Source organism: Bradyrhizobium sp. ISRA464 (assembly GCF_029910095.1).
Lineage (GTDB): Bacteria > Pseudomonadota > Alphaproteobacteria > Rhizobiales > Xanthobacteraceae > Bradyrhizobium.
The window spans coordinates 8,133,784-8,151,092 of record NZ_CP094526.1; the positions used below are offsets into that span (position 1 = coordinate 8,133,784).

15 protein-coding genes are annotated in these 17,309 nt (G+C 65.3%); 6 read left to right on the top strand and 9 right to left on the bottom strand.

Annotation, left to right across the window (positions count from 1 at the left end):
* Positions 1 to 117: 117 nt before the first annotated feature.
* Entirely contained in the window at positions 118 to 2,994 is a 2,877-nt protein-coding gene (locus tag MTX19_RS37690; protein ID WP_280985749.1) for an EAL domain-containing protein, read from the top strand.
* A 140-nt stretch (positions 2,995 to 3,134) separates the two neighbouring features.
* Here MTX19_RS37690 and MTX19_RS37695 read toward each other — a convergent pair whose 3' ends face one another.
* Positions 3,135 to 3,407 carry a hypothetical protein gene (locus MTX19_RS37695; protein WP_280981686.1) on the bottom strand — a complete coding sequence of 91 codons (273 nt, stop codon included), beginning with the start codon at positions 3,405 to 3,407 and terminating at the stop codon, positions 3,135 to 3,137.
* 122 nt (positions 3,408 to 3,529) lie between these two features.
* Between MTX19_RS37695 and MTX19_RS37700 the strand changes: the two genes are divergently transcribed.
* Together MTX19_RS37700 and MTX19_RS37705 are read left to right on the top strand one after the other, a co-directional pair.
* A complete protein-coding gene (locus tag MTX19_RS37700) occupies positions 3,530 to 5,023 on the top strand; it encodes a sensor domain-containing diguanylate cyclase (protein WP_280981687.1) in 1,494 nt (497 codons plus the stop codon).
* Between the two features lie 142 nt (positions 5,024 to 5,165).
* Positions 5,166 to 5,357: a hypothetical protein gene (locus tag MTX19_RS37705; protein ID WP_280975277.1), complete on the top strand. Its 192-nt coding sequence runs from the start codon at positions 5,166 to 5,168 to the stop codon at positions 5,355 to 5,357.
* A 1,088-nt stretch (positions 5,358 to 6,445) separates the two neighbouring features.
* Here the strand turns inward: MTX19_RS37705 and MTX19_RS37710 are convergent.
* Genes MTX19_RS37710 through maiA form a run of 3 tightly spaced genes read right to left on the bottom strand, consistent with a single transcriptional unit; the run spans position 6,446 to position 8,764 of the window.
* The gene (locus MTX19_RS37710; RefSeq protein ID WP_280981688.1) at positions 6,446 to 7,630 is read right to left on the bottom strand and encodes a 3-hydroxybenzoate 6-monooxygenase; all 1,185 of its coding nucleotides are present in this window, start codon (positions 7,628 to 7,630) and stop codon (positions 6,446 to 6,448) included.
* Positions 7,630 to 8,142: a MarR family transcriptional regulator gene (locus tag MTX19_RS37715; RefSeq protein WP_280981689.1), complete on the bottom strand. Its 513-nt coding sequence runs from the start codon at positions 8,140 to 8,142 to the stop codon at positions 7,630 to 7,632. The genes MTX19_RS37710 and MTX19_RS37715 overlap by 1 nt, the downstream gene beginning before the upstream one ends.
* Positions 8,132 to 8,764, bottom strand: a complete 633-nt coding sequence (gene maiA, locus MTX19_RS37720; RefSeq protein WP_280981690.1) for a maleylacetoacetate isomerase — start codon at positions 8,762 to 8,764, stop codon at positions 8,132 to 8,134. The genes MTX19_RS37715 and maiA overlap by 11 nt, the downstream gene beginning before the upstream one ends.
* 104 nt (positions 8,765 to 8,868) lie before the next feature.
* Between maiA and gtdA the strand changes: the two genes are divergently transcribed.
* A complete protein-coding gene (gene gtdA / locus MTX19_RS37725) occupies positions 8,869 to 9,909 on the top strand; it encodes a gentisate 1,2-dioxygenase (protein ID WP_280981691.1) in 1,041 nt (346 codons plus the stop codon).
* Positions 9,910 to 10,131: 222 nt separating this feature from the next.
* On the opposite strand, the gene MTX19_RS37730 is transcribed toward gtdA, so the two are convergent.
* The 4 genes from MTX19_RS37730 to MTX19_RS37745 all read right to left on the bottom strand — a co-directional run bounded on the left by MTX19_RS37730 (position 10,132) and on the right by MTX19_RS37745 (position 14,319).
* Positions 10,132 to 10,959: an ABC transporter permease gene (locus MTX19_RS37730; protein ID WP_280981692.1), complete on the bottom strand. Its 828-nt coding sequence runs from the start codon at positions 10,957 to 10,959 to the stop codon at positions 10,132 to 10,134.
* Positions 10,952 to 11,725 (bottom strand): ABC transporter ATP-binding protein, encoded by a 774-nt coding sequence (locus MTX19_RS37735; protein WP_280981693.1) that lies wholly within the window; start codon positions 11,723 to 11,725, stop codon positions 10,952 to 10,954. The genes MTX19_RS37730 and MTX19_RS37735 overlap by 8 nt, the downstream gene beginning before the upstream one ends.
* A 178-nt stretch (positions 11,726 to 11,903) precedes the next feature.
* Positions 11,904 to 12,908 carry an ABC transporter substrate-binding protein gene (locus tag MTX19_RS37740; protein WP_280981694.1) on the bottom strand — a complete coding sequence of 335 codons (1,005 nt, stop codon included), beginning with the start codon at positions 12,906 to 12,908 and terminating at the stop codon, positions 11,904 to 11,906.
* Between the two features lie 49 nt (positions 12,909 to 12,957).
* Positions 12,958 to 14,319: an FAD-dependent oxidoreductase gene (locus MTX19_RS37745; protein WP_280984627.1), complete on the bottom strand. Its 1,362-nt coding sequence runs from the start codon at positions 14,317 to 14,319 to the stop codon at positions 12,958 to 12,960.
* 103 nt (positions 14,320 to 14,422) lie between these two features.
* Here MTX19_RS37745 and MTX19_RS37750 point away from each other — a divergent pair, with 103 nt between their 5' ends.
* Positions 14,423 to 15,307 carry a LysR family transcriptional regulator gene (locus tag MTX19_RS37750; protein ID WP_280981695.1) on the top strand — a complete coding sequence of 295 codons (885 nt, stop codon included), beginning with the start codon at positions 14,423 to 14,425 and terminating at the stop codon, positions 15,305 to 15,307.
* A gap of 26 nt (positions 15,308 to 15,333) precedes the next feature.
* On the opposite strand, the gene MTX19_RS37755 is transcribed toward MTX19_RS37750, so the two are convergent.
* Entirely contained in the window at positions 15,334 to 16,134 is an 801-nt protein-coding gene (locus tag MTX19_RS37755) for an enoyl-CoA hydratase-related protein (protein WP_280981696.1), read from the bottom strand.
* Between the two features lie 169 nt (positions 16,135 to 16,303).
* Here MTX19_RS37755 and MTX19_RS37760 point away from each other — a divergent pair, with 169 nt between their 5' ends.
* The gene (locus MTX19_RS37760; RefSeq protein ID WP_280981697.1) at positions 16,304 to 17,278 is read left to right on the top strand and encodes a ketopantoate reductase family protein; all 975 of its coding nucleotides are present in this window, start codon (positions 16,304 to 16,306) and stop codon (positions 17,276 to 17,278) included.
* Positions 17,279 to 17,309 lie beyond the last annotated feature (31 nt).

The window sequence follows — 17,309 nt, forward strand, 5'->3', positions numbered from 1 at the left end:
TCGCAACGGAAGCAGGGGTGGAAACCCTTTGATTCCCTTCGCTTTCATGGCATCTATCCCGCCACCCCCGGGCCGGTCGTCAGGCTCGGGCCGTTTGTCGATCGCGGAGTACTGACATTGCGTCTGATCAGGTGCCTTGCGCTCTTGGCGCTGGGTCTCATGATGTTTGCCGCTGCGCCCGCCGCGTATGCGCTCGACGCCGTCAGCGTCCGCAGCGACGCGCCAGCCATCGACCTCACCGGCGTGCTTGACCATCAGCGCAGCGAGACCGATCGCATTCAGGTCTCCACGGCGCCCGGAACCGACGGCATCGTGCGTCGCATCGAGGTCCGCGCCCGCGAAGGTGGGACGAACTGGGTGGTGTTCGCGCTCGCCAACAACACGGATGACCAGCTCGACCGCCTGATCGTCGCGCCGCATTATCGCATCGTATCGTCCGGCCTGTTGTGGCCCGATCTCGGCCTGTCCCGCATCGCCACGATCACGCCCTCGGTCGGTGATCGTCCCGAGCGGCAGGAGAGTCCCACCGCCGACGTGTTCCGCATCACGCTCGATCCCGGCGCGGTCGTCACCTATGTCGCGGAGCTGCGCACCGACAAGCTGCCGCAGCTCTACCTTTGGGAACCCGAAGCCTACAAGGACAAGGTCAACTCCTTCACGCTCTACCAGGGCATCGTGATCGGCATCTCCGGCCTCCTGGCCCTCGTGCTCACGATCTTGTTTGTGGTCAAGGGCAGCATCATGTTCCCGGCCGCCGCGGCGCTGGCCTGGGCGGTGCTGGTCTATATCGGCGTCGACTTCGGCTTCTGGGGCAAGGTGCTCGACATGTCGAACAACGCCGAGCGTGTCTGGCGCGCGGCGGGCGAGGCGATCCTCGCGGCGACGCTGCTCGTGTTCCTGTTCGCCTATCTGAATCTCAGTCGATGGCATGTGCGCTATTCGCACATCACGATCGGCTGGCTCGCCTTCCTCGGCTCGCTGGTGGCGCTGGCGCTGTTCGATCCGGCGGTCGCCTCCGGCATCGCGCGTATGTCGCTCGTGATGATCGCCTTCGCCGGCTTTGCCCTGATCGTCTATCTCTCGACCCACGGCTTCGACCGCGCAGTGCTGCTGATCCCGACCTGGTTCCTGCTGGTGGTCTGGGTGATCGCGGCCGGCATGACGGTGGCGGGCTCGGTGACCAACGACATCGTCGGCCCTGCTTTGCTCGGCGGCCTCGTGCTGATCGTGATGCTGATCGGATTCACGGTCATGCAGCACGCCTTCGCCGGCGGCGGCGCCACCACCGGCGTCGTCTCCGACGTCGAGCGCCGCGCGCTCGCGCTGACCGGCTCGGGCGATCTGATCTGGGACTGGGATGTGTCGGCCGACAAGGTGTTCACCAGCCCCGAGACCGAAGCCCTGCTCGGCCTGAAGCGCGGCACGCTCGAAGGCCCAGCGGCGAAATGGCTGGAAGTGCTGCATCCGCTCGACCAGGACCGCTTCCGTGCCGCGCTCGACAGCGTGCTCGACCAGCGCCGCGGCCGCCTGATGCAGGATTTCCGCCTTCGCACGCCCGACGGTCATTTCATGTGGTTCGCGCTGAAGGCGCGGCCCGTGGTTGGCTCCGACGGCGAGGTCTCGCGGGTGGTCGGCACGCTCACCGACGTCACCGAGTTCAAGAACTCGGAAGAGCGGATGCTGCATGACTCCGTGCACGACAATTTGACCGGCCTGCCGAACCGCAAGCTGTTCATGGACCGGCTCGGCGCGGTGGCGAACCTCGCCAAGACCATGCCGAACCTGCGGCCGACGCTGATGGTGATCGACCTCGACCGCTTCAAGCAGGTCAACGACTCCGTCGGCATCGCGGTCGGCGATTCCATCCTGCTCACGCTGGCGCGGCGTCTCACCCGCATCCTCAAGCCGCAGGACACGCTGGCGCGGCTCACCGGCGACCAGTTCGGCCTGATCCTGCTGTCCGAGCAGGACCCGGCGCGGATCACCAATTTCGCCGAGACCATCCGCAAGACCATCCGCGCGCCGATCGCGTTCAACGACCGCGAGATCTTCCTGACCGCCTCGATCGGCCTTGCACTGTCCGATCCGCAGGCGCCGCTCACCGACGAGATCATCAAGGACGCCGAGCTTGCGATGTATCACTCCAAGCGCATCGGCGGCGACCGCATCGACGTCTACAAGCCGGCGATGCGCGCGCGGAAGACCGACCGCCTGACGCTGGAGAGCGACCTGCGCCGCGCTATCGAGCGCCAAGAGATCACAATCCTGTACCAGCCGATCGTGCGGCTGGAGGATCGCTCGATCGCGGGCTTCGAGGCGCTGGCGCGCTGGGACCATCCCAAGCTCGGCCGGATGTCGCCGTCGGAATTCATCAGCGTCGCCGAGGAGATCGGCCTGATCGTCGATCTCGGCATGTTCGTGATGGATCAGACCGCCCGCCAGCTCACCGTGTGGCAGCGTGCGATGCGCGCCCGCGAGCCGATCTTCGCCTCCGTCAACGTCTCCTCGCGGCAGTTGCTGCGCCACGACCTGATCCACGACATCCGCACGGTGCTGTCGCGCTCCACCGTGGCGCGCGGCACGCTCAAGCTCGAATTGACGGAATCGCTGGTCATGGAGAACCCGGAGCACGCAGCCCAGATGCTGGCGCGGATCCGCGAGCTCGGCACCGGGCTGTCGCTGGACGATTTCGGCACCGGCCACTCCTCGCTGTCCTATCTGCAACGCTTCCCGTTCGACACCATCAAGATCGACCAGTCCTTCGTCCGCACCACCAGCCGCGGCACCCGCCCGGTGATCCTGAAATCTATCATCGCACTGGCGCACGATCTCGGCATGGAAGTGGTGGCCGAAGGCGCCGAGACGGATTCGGATGCGGTCGAGCTCTACCAGCTCGGCAGCGAATACGCGCAAGGCTTCGCCTTCGGCGAGCCGATGGATGCCGACGCGGCGACGCGGCTGCTGACCGAGGAGCGGCTTGAAGCCGCGAGCTAGGCTCCCGCGAAGGCAGCCCGTCGCCTCAGCTCCGGACGTCATACTCCGCGAAAGCGGAGTATCCAGTACGCCGCGCGGTACCCGTATTGCTGTGACGGCTCTGGAATACTGGATCGCCCGCACTCGCGGGCGATGACGACCTAGGGTGTTGCCCCTCTCGCGCCTTTCGGCATTCGCTTGAACCTGACGCTCTTGCCGTCGGCCTGGCGCGTGGCGATGTAGCCGCCGTCGAGACAGGCCTCGCGCTGCGGCATCTTCTCCTGCGGACTGCGCAAGCTGTCCCACCACGACGCGCGCTGCGCGGCGCGCGGCAGCGACGCATCGATGATCGCCTCGATCTCGTCGAAGGTCAGCACGAACTCGGGGAGACGCTGCCTTTTCAGGTAATCCCGCAGCGCGTCGTAGTCGTTCACAGGGTCCTCGATGACAAGATCTGAAGTTCCGGCAACCACCCGTTAACTCATTCGGCGGGCGTTGTCGCCATTTAAGGCGACAACAAGATTTCCGGAGGCATGACGGCGCTTTGGAGCGGAACATGTCATTTCGACGGGGACGAGACGCAAGGCGGCGTTGGCGGCTATCGGCAAAGCTGCTGATCGCCTCGTCGGTTGCGACCGTCATCGGCTTCTCTGCAATCTGCGCCAGCGTGATGCTAGACATGCGGCGCGGCGAGGAGGAACTGGCCCGCCAGACGCTGGAGAACCTCGCCTCAGGCATCGATGCCGACATCAGCCGCAACATCGAGCTGTACGATCTGTCGCTGCGCGCGGTCGCCGACAATCTGGAGATGCCGGAGATCCGCAACGTCAGCAGGGAAGTCCGTCACCTCATCCTGTTCGACCACGCCACGAGCGCGAAGCATTTCGGCGCGATCCAGGTGTTCGATGCCGACGGCAACCTGACCATCGACGCCGCGAGCCTCGATCCGCAGCCGGAGAACCGCAGCGACGAAGAGTATTTCACTGTTCATCGCGACCATCCCGACCTCGGCCTGTTCATCAGCCGCCCGATGCTGTATCGCGGCGCCTATGCCATCGTGCTGAGCCGGCGCATCACCGGCGCGGGCGGCCGGTTCCTCGGTGTAGTCGTCGGGTCGGTCCGCTTCAGCTATTTCCACGATCTGTTCGGGCGGCTGAACCTCGCGCCCGGTGACACTATCACCGTGCTGCGCAACGATCGCACGATCATCATGCGCACGCCCTTTGACCTCGACGTCATCGGCAAGACCCTGCCGGACCATGCGCACTGGAAGCGCGAGAACCTGAAGGAAGGCGACTGGTTTGCCGGCAAGGGTCCGATCGACGCGACGCCGCGGCTCTACGTCAGGCGCGCCGGCGCGAGCCCGCTCCACGTCGTGGTCGGCAAGCCGCTGGAGCGCATACTCAACCTCTGGCGGACCGAGGCGGTCCGGATCGGCGCCATCATGGCGGCGCTGATCGTGTTCGTGGTCTCGACGGCGCTGTTCCTTGCCCGCGAGATCGGCCGCCGCGCCGATGCCGAGGACCGGCTCGAGGAGCTGGCGACGACCGACGCACTCACCGGGTTGAGAAACCGGCGCAAGTTCGATGCCGAGATCGAATATGAGTGGCGCCGCGCGACCCGGCAAGGCGCCCCGATCGCGCTGCTGATGATCGATGCCGATCATTTCAAGGCCTACAACGACACTTATGGACACCAGGCCGGCGACCAGGTGCTGGTCGGCATCGCGATCTGCATTTCGGACGCGGTGCGCCGCGCCGGCGAATGCGCCACGCGGTTCGGCGGCGAGGAATTCGCGGTGCTGCTCCCCGGCGCCGACGCGATCGAGGCGTTCAAGGTCGCCGAGACTATCCGCATCAAGGTCCAGCAATGGTGCGAGGGCGAGATCATCACGACGGTCAGCATCGGTGTCGCCAGCATGAGGCCAACCGCGGGTCAGCAATGGTCGGACCTGGTCGAAGCCGCCGACAAGGCGCTCTATGCCGCCAAGGCCAACGGCCGCAACCAGTCGGTGCTCGCCAGCGTGCCGAAGATCGCGCTGGTGGCGTAGACCGCTGACCGCACCCTTCATCGTCTTGCCGGCGGGGCAAGCAGCATCGGCGTTAACCATTATGGGTTATGGCAGTAGGCGGCCACCGGGCGTACGCTGATACTCGTACGCGCTCATTCATCAACGGCAGCAGGGTATCGCCATGCCATTGTTGGAATTGCCGCACTGGTTGATCATTGCCGGAACCCTTCTCGTAGTGGTTGGACTCATTGGCCTGGCCGTCAGCCCAAGGAAGGACGCTGAACGCGAACCCGAGCTGCTGCCTGGAGACCTCGACGCCTGGAAGGCCGAGCAGCATCGATCCTTGGAAGATCACGAGAGAAGCGCAGCTTGACCGCTGACGTGAGCTGACAGGTCGGGCACACACTGGGGTGGATTGGCCGAAGGCGTAATCCACCGTTCCGCCGTGCAGCGGCGGATGACGCTTACGCTGATGTCGTTCGGGCGAGAGCCGTAAGCCGATGTCGCGCCAGACCCACCGCCGTCGTCCCGGCGAAGGCCGGGACGACGGCAAGTGTGTTGCGCGATTTGTGAGTCATACATCCGCGTTCTCGCGACGCAAATCGTCCGAGCTTTGCACTTCGTTTCGCGCTCTCTTGAGCAGAGGGCGCAGGGAAAGCCGGGTGCCGATCGCACCCATGGGTCCCGAGCAAATGGAAAGCTCGGGAGGTAGGACCACAGGTGAAACCGGAAAACACTCCGGCTTTCCCTGCGCGATGGTTTACGGCTTATACGTGCTCTCCCCGGCGAGACTGGGCTTTGTTGTCACCGTCTTTGCAAAAGCGCTTCGCGCTTTGCAAGGAGACACCTGCCACTAGGGCGTCAGGCCTGCACGACTTCACCGTCCGCTATCTGCCACGCTCGTCAGCCGTGACTTCGGCGTCCACCGCATCCCAACCCAACACTCGTGACGATCGCGAAGCGCCCCTCAGGCGGGTGAGACGGGCCATTCATATACTGAGTTTCGATTCTGGAAAACAGAAATATTTTTGCTGCGAGGGCTTGCCATGTCCGGGCAAATCAGTGATTGGCCCGTGAGGCACCGGCGGACGGGTTCCTTCGCCGCAAGAGCAGGGCAATCGCATATGACATCGGCGGGCTCCGGGGCTGACGTTTCCACGTCGTCATGGCCGGGCTTGTCCCGGCCATCTACGTCTTGCTTCACATGGAGAACCAAAGACGTGGATGCCCGGGACAAGCCTGGACAAGCCCGGGCATGACGAGTTTGCGGATAGACCAACCAAACCACAGGCATCGAACGCGCAGCATAGCCGGCATATGCGATTGCCCTGCCCGCAAGCGAAAGAGGGTTAGGGAGAGGGGTGTCGCACGGTGTGCTCTCTCGATATGCGTTACCACAAGCACGGTGCCCGTTGCGGCGTCCGCCTGCGGCTCCAGCCTTCCGCTCACGGGCGCTCGTGGTCAGGCCTTCAGCCCCGTTCCCCCATACAGCCACGCAATGTCGTCGCACCACTCGTTCTGCGACTTCGCGCTCATGATCGCGTTGCGGATGCGGGCGTGGTCGCCTGCGGGGTGATAGATGTGCTCACCGATCGCGCGCGACATCAGCTGCACCCGCGCGGTGCGCGGGAAGCGCCTGATACGATAGGCTTCGAGCGCGGCGGCCTGATCGTCGTGATTGGCCAGCATGTGCGACAGGCAGACGGCATCCTCCATCGCCTGGCAGGCGCCTTGCGCGAAATATTGCAGCATCGGATGGGCGGCGTCGCCGAGCAGCGCGACACGGCCGTCGATCCAGCGCTCGGTGGGATCGCGGTCGCAGAGCACCCAGAGCTTCCAGTTGGTGCCGTGCCGGATGATGTTTTGCGCGCGCTCATGGACGTGGACAAAGCCCTTCATCACCTCCGCTTCCGACACCGGTTGGCCCGCGACCGGCTCCGGCGCGTCGTTGTGATAGGTGACGACGAGGTTGAACACCTTCCAGCCCGACAGCGGGTAATGCACGATGTGGCATTTCGGACCGGCCCACAGCGTCGCCGCGTTCCAGCGCAAATCCTCCGGCATCTGCTCGGTCGGGATGACAGAGCGATAGGTGGTGTGGCCGGAGACCCGGGGCGGACCGTCCGCGGTGACCTGCTTGCGGATGTTCGACCACAGCCCGTCGGCGCCGATCAGGAGCCGCCCGGTGACACGGTCGCCATTGCCGAGCTTCGCGGTCACGGATGAACCGTCCTGCTCGTAGCCGACCACTTCGCTGCTGACACGCAGCTCGATCAGCGCGTGGTTCTGGCAGGCGCGCAGGAACACGCCATGCAGGTCGCCGCGATGTACCACCGCATAGGGGTTGCCGAACCGCGTGCGGAAGGCATCACCGAGGTCGATATGGGTGATCTCGTCGGCGGTGAGCGCATCCATCAGCCGGAGCTGATCGATATAGACTGCCATGTTGCGCGCGGCCTCGCCGACCCCGAGATAGTCGAAGGCGTGGAACGCGTTCGGGCCGAGCTGGATGCCGGCGCCGATCTCGCCGAGCGCGGCGGCCTTTTCCAACAGGATCGAGCGGATGCCCTTCTGCGCCAACCCGAGCGCCACCGCGAGGCCGCCGATGCCGCCGCCCGCGATCAGGACCGGTTTCGTCTCTGCCATCAGCCCTGCTTTCCGAGATGTTCGAGCGCGTCCTCGGCGCGCAGCGGCACGCGCGAGGCCTCGTTGTTGAGATCGACGAGCTGGGTCAGCAGCGCCAGCAGCGTCTTGCGGTCGGCCGGCTTCAACGGCTGCAGCATCCGCGCCTGCGCCTTGTCGACCGAGGGCATGATGTCGCGCAGCACCGCCGCGCCCGAGCGCGTCAGATAGAGCAGCTTGACGCGCCTGTCCTCGGCCGCCGGCTTGCGTTCGATGAATTCCTTGGCCTCCAGCCGCTCGATCACGCTGCCGAGCGTGGAGCGGTCGAACGCGATCACGGCGGAGAGCCGGGTGGCGTCGATGCCGGGATGGGTCGAGATCGCGATCAGCGCCGCATATTGCACCGGCGTCAGGTCGAATGCCTTGCACTCCTCGACGAACAGCGCGACCGCGATCTGCTGCATGCGCCGGAACAGGTAACCGGGCGCGGTGTAGACCGCGTCCATCGTGATGGATGATGACTTGCTATTCGGCATCGGGCTGCTTGTCCGGGGCGGCATCGGCGAATGCCTTCACCTGCCTGGCTGCGGCTTCGGCCTTCAGCAGGCGCGGATAGGCCGCGACATCGACGCCGAAGCGCCGTGCGTTGGCGAGCTGCGGCACCAGGCAGAGATCGGCGAGCGTCGGCGTATCGCCAAAGCAGAACGGCCCCGCCTCCTCCGCGATCAGGATCTCGCAGGCCGACAATCCCTCGCGATTGGCCCAGGCCGCCCACTCCGTCACCTTCTCCTCGGGCAGACCAAGCTGACGCAGCCGCGCCAGCACCTTCAAATTCTGCACCGGATGGGTGTCGCAGGCGATCGCCTGTGCAAACGCACGCACCTTGGCACGGCGCAGCGGATCCTGCGGCAGCAACGGCGGGTTGGGATGGGTCTCGTCCAGCCACTCGATGATCGCAAGCGACTGGGTGAGGATCGCGCCGGCGTCGTTCTCCAGCGTCGGCACCAGCCCCTGCGGGTTGATCGCGAGATAGTTCGGCGCGCATTGTTCGCCCTTGCGAAGGTGGTGCGGCAGGTGCTCAGGCCTCAGGCCCTTCAGATTGAGCGCGATCCGGACCCGGTAGGACGCGCTGCTGCGGAAATAGCCATGCAGCTTCATCGGAACCTCCCTGCAATTTTCTCGTTCGGCTTGTTGGGTGACGTTGACGCTATCCATATTGTCAGTATGCTGTCAATCTCAACGATAATGACGGGAGGCCATTCATGGAAGCCGTGCAGAAGACCCCTGAGCGCGAGGCGTTCTACAAGAAGATCGACGGCGAAAACCTCTCGGCGCTGTGGAACGTGCTGGGCGATCTGGTCACGCCAGAACCGCGGAGCGCCTGCCGCCCGCATCTGTGGAAATTCGACCATATCCGCGACTACATGAACGAGGCCGGCAAGCTGATCACGGCCAAGGAAGCCGAGCGCCGCGTGCTGGTGCTGGAAAATCCCGGCCTGCGCGGCCAGTCCAGGATCACGACCTCGCTGTTCGCCGGCGTGCAGATGGTGGTGCCGGGCGACGTCGCGCCGGCCCATCGCCACACCCAGTCGGCGCTGCGCTTCGTGCTCGAGGGCAAGGGCGCTTACACCGCCGTCGATGGCGAGCGCACCGCGATGGCGCCGGGCGACTTCGTCATCACGCCGTCGATGACCTGGCACGACCACTCCAACGAGACCAATGAACCGATGTTCTGGCTCGACGGGCTCGACATCCCAATGGTGCAGTTCTTCGATTGCTCGTTCGCAGAGGGCGCCAAGGAAGACCAGCAGAAGATCTCCAAACCTGCCGGCGACAGCTTTGCGCGCTACGGCCGCAACCTCTTGCCGGTCGATCAGAGGCGCGCGTCGAAGACCTCGCCGATCTTCAACTACCCCTATGAATACACCCGCGAGACGCTGGAGAAGGCCAGGGTACGCGATGAATGGGATGCCTGCCACGGCCTGAAGCTGAAATTCTCCAACCCCGAGACCGGCGACTTCGCGATGCCGACCATCGGCACCTTTATCCAGCTCCTGCCGAAGGGCTTCAAGACCGCGCGCTATCGCGCAACCGACGCGACCGTATTCGCCGCGATCGAAGGCAAGGGCCGCACCCGCATCGGCGACCAGACCTTCGAATGGGGACCGCGCGATCTGTTCGTGGTGCCGAGCTGGCACTGGGTCACCCACGAGGCGGATACCGACTCCGTGCTGTTCTCCTTCTCCGACCGCCCGGTGCAGCAGAAGCTTGATTTGTTCCGCGAGGATCGCGGCAACGCGTGAGGTGCGCTTCCCTCGTCGTGCCCGGGCTTGACCCGGGCATCCACGACTGCCTTTCGGGCCGCAACCAAGACGTGGATGGCCGGGTCAAGCCCGGGCATGCTTGGTGGCACGGATCGCGTGTCATCCACGTCATTGCGAGCGAAGCGAAGCAATCCATAGTTCGGCGCAACGGAAAGATGGATTGCTTCGTCGCTGCGCTCCTCGCAATGACGGCGGAGACATTCACCGCCAGTGCAGCAGGCGCGCTTCCATCCAGTTGATCAGCTTGCCCACCGCGAGCCCGAACAGCGACAGGATCACGACGCCGGCGAGCAGCTGATCGGTCTGCATCAGATTGCCGGCCTGCAGCACGAAGGCGCCGATGCCGTATTGCGCGCCGATCATCTCCGCGCTGACCACGAGCAGCAGCGCAATCGAAGCGGTGATGCGGAAGCCGGCGAGGATCGACGGCAGCGCGCCCGGCCAGATCACGCGGCGGACGATGGCGTGGAACGGCACGTTGAAGCTCTGCGCCATTCGGATCAGATTGCGCGGCACCGCATCGACGCCGCTATAGACCGAGATCGCGGTCGAGAAGAACACGCCGAGCGCAATGGTCGCGATCTTCGGCTCCTCGCCGATCCCGAGCCACAGGATGAGCAGCGGCAATAGCGCGATCTTCGGAATCGGGAACAACGCCGAGATGAAGGTGATGCCGACGCCGCGCGCCAGCGTCGACAGGCCGATCCCGGAGCCAACAATGACGCCGGCGACCGTGCCGATGATCCAGCCGCTGCCGATCCGCATGATCGACCAGGAGAGGTGCTGCCACAGCGCGCCTGAGGTCCCGAGCTTGTAGATCGCAACCGCGATCGCCGAAGGTGCCGGCAGGAACAACGGGTTGACGAAGCCGGCACTGCCGGCGAGCTGCCAGACCGCGATCACAATCGCGAGCGCGATCCAGCCTGCATGGCGGCTGCCCGACGGGGTGAAGCCGGCGCCGCGAAACGCCACCGGCCGCGGCGTCTCCGTCGACTGCTCTTTCGTCTCCGCCGTCGCGCGATCAAGCATGCTGGACCTCGCGCTCGGCGTCGATCGCCTCTTTGCGGATCAGCGACCACAGATCGCCCTGTAGCGCTGCGAGCCGGCCACGCGCATCGGCAACCCCGCGCTCGGCCCGTGTCATCGTAACAGTCACGATCTCCGTGATGCGGCCGGGACGGCGCGACAGCACGACGACGCGGTCCGCAAGCCGCACCGCTTCCTCGAGATTATGCGTGACATAGACCGCGCCCATCTCGCCATCGGCAAGCAGACGGACGAAATCCTCCATCAGGAGCTCGCGGGTCTGCGAATCCAGCGCCGACAGCGGCTCGTCCATCAGCAGGATCGCGGGCCGCACCGCGAGCGCCCGCGCGATGCCGACGCGCTGGCGCATGCCGCCGGAAAGCTGCTTCGGATAGGCCGCGCGGAAATCCGACAGTCCCGTGCGGCGGAGCGCATCGTCGATCACGGCGCGGCGCTCGCCGGCGCTCAAGCTTGTATGCAGCAGCGGAAACGCGACGTTCTCTTCCACCGTATTCCAGGGCAGCAGCGCAAAATCCTGAAACACGAAGGTCAGCGGATTGAGGCTGTCCGCCGGCGGCGCGCCGCGCAGCTCGGCCGCGCCCTTGCTCGGTCGCAGCAGGCCGCCGAGGATCGACAACAGCGTGCTCTTGCCGCAGCCGGACGGGCCGACGATCGCGACGACCTCGCCGGCGCGAACCGTGAAGGAGACATCGTCGAGCACGTCGAGCGCGCCGAAGCGATGGCTGATATGGTCGGCAATCAGGTCCATGCCGGAAGCTCGCTATCTGACCCGTCATCCTGGGGTGCGAGCCTTGCGGCGCATTTGCGCCGCTGGGCGAGCCTCGAAGGATGAACGGCCGAGCTACAGCCGGGCCGTCGATCCTTCGAGACGCCGCTGCGCGGCTCCTCAGGATGACGGGGTCGGGATTTGTGCGCGCGGTCTAACATCAATCCGCCTTCACGTAGTCCTTGGCGATGATCGCGTTGGCATCGAAACCCTTGTCGACGAAACCCTGCTCCTGCAGCCACTTGATCTGGTTATCGACGTTCTTCACGTCGAGCTTGCCGTCAGGATCGATATAGGCGCAATTGCCGACGACCTGCTCGACCGGCAGGTTGGTGTATTTGGCGATGATCTCGAGCAGCGGCTTGGTCCTCTCGTCGATCGGTGCAACACCGTTCTTGATCGAAGCCAGGATTACGTCGTGATACTCGTGGTCGGCGCGGGCGAGCGCAGCGAGCAGCTTGGTCACCAGCTTTGCGTTGGTGAGCGTCTTCGGCGAGGCGAACACGGCTCCGAGCTGCCACGGCGTCTCGTCGCCGACCCAGCCTAGCAATTTCGCGCCGTTGGAATCCATCAGCGTCCGCGCCGTCGAGACCGGGAGCAGCGCGGCGTCGACGGTTTCACCCTTCAACGCAGCGGCCGCATTCGACAGCGACTGCAGCGGCACGACCTTCACGTCGGACAGCTTGAAGCCGTATTTGTCGGCGAGCAGGCCGAGCGAGTAGTGGAAGCTGGAGCCGACCTGGGTCACCGCCACGCGCTTGCCCGCGAGATCCTTCGGCGTCTTGAGGCCGGCGGCATAGGCGTTGTTGCTGGCGAAATAGCCGATTAAGGGATAGCTGGCCTTCTCGCGGCTCATGCCGCCGATCACCTTCAGTGTGCCCTTGCCGGCGAGATTGTAGAGCCCGGCGGTGAACGCGGTGATGCCGACATCGACGTCACCGGACGTGGTCGCGACCGCGATCGGCTGCGCCGCATCGAAGAATTTCAACTCGACGTCAAGGCCGGCGTCGCGGAAATAGCCTTTGTCCTGAGCGATGAACACCGGCGCCGAGGACGACAGGCGCAGCACGCCGATCTTGGCTTTCAGGAGATCATCGGCCCGCGCGACCCCGCTCGCAGCCAGCGCCAGCAGACCCGTCACCGCGAGCCGCGCCCAAACCTTCATTCCCTTCCCTCCGCCTCGGCGCCGTCCGCAAGGCGCGGACATGCGTATTCTAAACTCCCACAGGGACCGCCTGATCGTGCCCGATGAAGGCGCCCAGCGTCTTGAGCTGTTGTTGCAACTTTTCGATGGAAATGTCGCGTGGAATCGTATTGCCCGAAAGTGCTAGTGCCGCCGCGGTTCCGGCCGCCTCGCCCATCACAAAACAGGCCCCGGAGACGCGCGCGGCCGATTGCCCCTCATGGGTCATCGAGGCGCAGCGGCCGGCCATCAGGAGGTTGTCGACGCTCTCGGGCACCAGCATCCGGTACGGCAGTTCGTTGTAGCCGCGCGATTGCGGGATCGGCGGAAACTCGAACACGACATCGCCCGGAACGTGGGATTCCTTCGGCCAGCCATTGACGCCGATCGAGTCCTCGAACGAGGCGCAGCCGAGCACGTCCTCACCGGAGAGCATGTAGCCGCCGACCACGCGCCGCGTCTCGCGGATGCCGAGCTGCGGCGGCAGGTCGACGATGTAGGAGTTTTCGAAGCCGGGCAGTGTGCGCAGGAACGCGAAGGCCTCGACCGCCTGGCGGCGGCCTTCGATCTCGCCGCGGGTCATGTCGTCGGGATCGATGCCCGAGATCGCGCTGCCGTCGCTCCGTGCGAGCTGGGTGAAGTTGACCCGCCACTCGATCTGCGATTTCTGCGGCCGCACGATCGCGGCCTTGCGCGGGAATTTGTGCGTGCCGGCAGCTTCCGCCTGCGCCATCCGCTCTGGAATGCTCCGCCACGCGTCCCCCGCCTTGGCTGGGTCGATGCCGTTGAGGCGGAACATCATCGAGGGGTAAAGCATGCTGCCGGCATTGTCGCCGACTTCAAAGGGAGCACCGGCCCACACCGCGAGATCGCCATCGCCGGAGCAATCGATGAAGATGCTCGCCAGCACCGCTTGCCGGCCGGCCTTGGTCTCGACCATCAGCGCGCGGATGCGCGCCCCGTCCATCACGACACCGGCGCCGAGCGCGTGGAACAGGATATCGACCTTGTGATGGGCGAGCAGATCGTCGGCCGCAATCTTGTAGGCCGCGGTGTCGTAAGCCTGAGCAAGGATCTTGCCGAGGATCAGATGCGGCGCGTTGAGCCCGCCGAGCCGGTCGATCCGCGCCAGCAAATCCGAAGCGATGCCCCGCACCACCCGGTGCATCTCGCCGAAGACGTTGGCATGCAACCCGCAGAAGTTCGTCACCCCTGCAGCGGTGCCCATGCCGCCGAGAAATCCGTAGCGCTCGATCAGCAGGGTTCGTCGTCCGGCGCGCGCCGCCGCTACCACGGCCGTGATGCCGGCCGGTCCGCCGCCGAGTACCACCACATCATATTCGCCGTAGACCGGGACCTGCCGCGCAGGTTCTTCGATGGCGTTTGCCCGCATCATTTCCGCCCTGAACAAGTTGGTTATCCTGACTATGAATTGATGCGAATTGGACTACAATCCACCAAATTATGTAATCAGCTTTCTCGAATCGAGAAAGGTCATGGACACGCTGGTCAACCAGGAAGCCTTTCTCGCCACCGCCGACACCAGCGGCTTTTCCGCTGCCGCGCGAAAACTCAACGTCGCGACATCGGTGGTCGCCAAGCGCGTCACCCAGCTCGAGGATCGGATCGGCACCGCGCTATTTCACCGCTCGACCCGCCAATTGCGGCTGACCGAGGCCGGGCAGCAATATGTCCACCGCGCCCGCGGCGTCGTCGCCGATGTCGGCGATCTCCTGTCGCGGATGGGCGAGAAGGATCGCGACCTCACCGATCATCTGCGCATCAAGGCGCCGACATCACTCACCGTTGCGCGGCTCGCCGATGCCTTTACCGCGTTCCAGACCCAGAACCCGAGCGTCAGGCTGGAGATCGTGATGATCGATCGCCCGGTCGATCCGGTGACAGAAGGGTTCGACATCGCGATCGGCGCCTTCCCGCATTCTTTCGGCGGCGTCGTGGATGAGCCGCTGTGCCGCCTGCCGCGGCTGTTGTGCGCCTCGCCCGCATACCTTCGGAAGCAAGGCACACCCAAACATCCGCGCGACCTCGTCGATCACCGCTGCCTCAGCTTCCTGCCGACCGGACCGGAATGGCCGTTCGAGGGACCGCGCGGCCGCATCAACATCCAGGTGCGGCCGTGTCTCAGCTCGAACGAGGGCCGCGTGCTGAAGCAAAGCGCGATTGCCGGCAACGGCATCACACTGATCTCGCACTACCTCGTCGAGGACGCGCTGCGCGACGGCGCGCTGCAGCCGGTACTCACGGAATTCCCGATCCCCGAACTGTGGGTGAAGGCCGCCGTTCCCGAGCGCCGCATCGATGCCGCTGCCGTGCAGGCGCTGTTGAAGACATTGAAGACGTCGCTGTCGCAGTCACTGTGATACTGCATTATGATACTGCATTGCTCCTACGCCTTGCCGCCACGCCAGCGGCCCGCGCGCTTCTCGGCAAAGGAGGCGAGGCCTTCGGCGGCCTCCGCGGTCTGCCGCTTGGCTGAATGCAGGCGGACCAGACGCTTGTAGGCTTCATCGTCAACGGCCATGCCGCCGAACGAACTCTCCATCGCAAGCTGTTTTGTCTCAGCCAGCGCGTCCGGCGCATTGGCCAGCAATTGCTCCACGAATCTGGCGCCTGCGCTCTCGAGCTCGGCAAGCGGCACCACCTCGTGCACGAGACCGATGCGACGTGCATCTTCAGCGCCAAACCGTTCGCCGGTCAGCGCGTAGCGGCGTACCTGGCGCACGCCGATGGCGTCGCAGAGCTGCGGGATGATGATCGCGGCGGTGAGCCCCCAGCGCACCTCGGTGATCGAGAACAGCGCATTGTCGGCCGCGACCACGATGTCGCAGGCTGCGATCACGCCGGTGCCGCCGCCGAAGCAGCCGCCCTGCACCAGCGCCACGGTCGGCACCGGCAGCGTGTTGAGGCGCTGAACCGCCTCGAAGGTCGCGCGCGACGCCGCCTCGTTTTCTTCGAATGACTTCGGCCGCACGCCGTTGATCCATTTCAGGTCGGCGCCCGCCTGGAAATGCTTGCCGTTGCCCTTGAGTACGACAACGCGCACCGACTTCGTCAGGAGATCGTCGATCGCCGCGAGCACACCCTGGATCAATGCGCCGTCATAGGCGTTGTTGACCTCGGGGCGGTTCAGCGTGACGGTCGCGACCCCGCGCGCATCGAGGCTCCACAGGACTGGGCTGGCGGACATGGACGTTTCTCCCTCATCGGCATCTCGTGACGCACGCACTATGGCGAGTGGATACAGGTTGATCCATCACTTTCCGGCGTGATGCGGCCGCGCCATGCGCATGACGGGTTGCGCGACGCCGCTCCCTTGTAGAAACTAGCGCGGCATCTTCCAGGGACTCGTTCGATCCATGCGCATTTGCATTTTCGGCGCGGGCGCCGTCGGCAGCCATTTTGCGATCCGGCTGGCACGGGCCGGACATGACGTGGCCTGCGTGATGCGTGGGCCGCATCTCGACGCGGTGAAGGCGCGCGGCCTGACGCTGAAGATCGGAGACACCAGCGTCACCGCGCGGGTGAAGGCCTCCGCCGATCCGGCCGACCTCGGACCGCAGGACGTCGTCATCAGCACGCTGAAAGCCACCGGCGTCAGCGCGCTCGCCACCGGGCTCGCGCCACTGCTCAAGGACGACACCGCGATCGTGTTCGCGCAGAACGGCATTCCCTGGTGGTACGATCTCGGCCTGCCGGCTGATCATCCGGCGATTCCCGATCTCGGCTTCCTCGACCCCGGCGGGCAATTGCGTGCTGCCGTGCAGAAGGGGCGGATCATCGGCGGCGTGATCTTCTCCTCCAACGAGGTGATCGCGCCCGGGGTCGTGGCGAACCTCTCGCCCGAGCGCAACCGCCTGCTGATCGGCGAGTGCGACGACCGCCAGAGTGAACGCATCACCTGGCTGCGCGGCGCCCTGGGCGATGCGAAGATCGAATCGCCCGAGGTGAAGCAGATCCGCGAGACGATCTGGTCGAAGCTGCTCACCAACATGTCGCTGTCGGTGCTCTGCCTGCTGACCGGGCTGACCGCGCGCGCGGTTCGCGATGATCCGTCGATGCAGGACGTGATCCCGCGCCTGCTCGACGAGGCCAACGCGGTGGCGACGCGCTTTATTCCCGAGGTCAAGCGCGTCACCCGCTCGGGCCCCGCGCCGGACCACAAGCCCTCCATCCTGCAGGACTATGAGCTCGGCCGTGCCATGGAGATCGACGTGCTGGTCCGCGCGCCGGCTGCGTTTGCGCGCGCTGCCGGCCTCTCCACGCCAATGCTGGACCTGATGGCCGCGCTCGCGATCCAGAAGGCGCGTGACAAGGGGCTCTATCAGGGCTGACAATCTGCGCGGGGCCGATAACAAGCAGGAC